1 protein-coding gene is annotated in these 1,207 nt (G+C 33.9%); it reads left to right on the forward strand.

The genetic code is table 11. The features are described from left to right. Nucleotides 1–849 precede the first annotated feature (849 nt). The coding region (locus KCG35_RS25445; RefSeq protein WP_215822651.1) for a hypothetical protein at nt 850–1,207 on the forward strand (358 nt) is incomplete at its 3' end.

Consider the following 1,207-nt stretch of genomic DNA (forward strand, 5'->3'; position numbering starts at 1 on the left):
AAAGCCTGTAATTCAATGAGTTACAGGCTTTTTGCTTTTGATAGTCATTCTCGTTTAAGTAAACATTAAGTATATTTTAAGTATATAGAACGTGAATTTCCCCTTCTTTTTATACGTCAGATGTTGTCTTTATACTTTGAACTGATCGGTCACTTAAGTTTGCTATTCTGTCGTGTGTCATTTTTCTTAAAGTAATGTTCAATCTTTTATTTCCTAGCACTGATTATTTAATGACCAAGAACAAGCTGTTCAATTAATGGGGCAGGTTTGCATTCAAGTGTGGGTCTTAACATGGCTGTAATGGTAGGATAGTGCGTTCATACCAACTTGAATCAGAACGAGCTGTGTTAGTAACAACGTCCACTTCGCTACCAATCCTGAAGTTGTGGTGCTGTTTGGGAAAGATTGATAAGCATGAGTGTCAAAGATGATTCATTTCAAATGGCCACGAAACTCTAGGGCCTCTGACAAATGGCAAGACTTGAAGTTGTAAAGAGGTATGAAAAGCCATGGGGGGGTAAGACAGAACTAGTAGGTGTTTCCATCAATATCCTGAAACAGATCAAAAATAAAAAATTATTCAATATAGAATGTACTTACTGGAATTAGATGATATTTAAAAATATTTATGGTTTATTTTGAATTAAATTAATTGTTGATTTTTGGTGTTTTTGGTAGGAATCAATTATATGTTATAAAAGTTGTAATAATATTTAATTTGATTTCTGAAGGATTACTAAGCTTATTTATATCTGATGTCTGTGGGGATGTATCAAAGTGACGTAATGTATTACGTCATAGTGACGTTCATTAATAGCTAGGTGGGAGCCTAGCTAGGAGTTTGTCAAATTGAAGTACTTTATTCTGGTTCTTTTGTTTCTATCATCTTGTGCTATTAAGTCTAATGACTCTGATTGGTCTGTTAGTTATGTTTGGACTAGCGGATGGGGTTATGGTACTGTGTTTACACTCCATTCGAATGGGAAAATATTAAACAGCAAACATAATACGCAATGTGAGGAAACAGTCGATAGTGTCAGTTTATTGGAAATTGAAGAAAAGATTATTAAGGTAAATAGACTAACCCCTAAAGGCACTAAAATTGAGTACTTGGATAATTGTGCTGATGAAAGACAAAATAATATAAGCATTACTTATGGCGATCAAAAGCGAGTTTTTAAGTACTCACAGTTGAAGGAATGTTGGG

Source organism: Zooshikella harenae, assembly GCF_018837975.1.
In the GTDB taxonomy this organism is placed as follows: Bacteria; Pseudomonadota; Gammaproteobacteria; order Pseudomonadales; family Zooshikellaceae; genus Zooshikella; species Zooshikella harenae.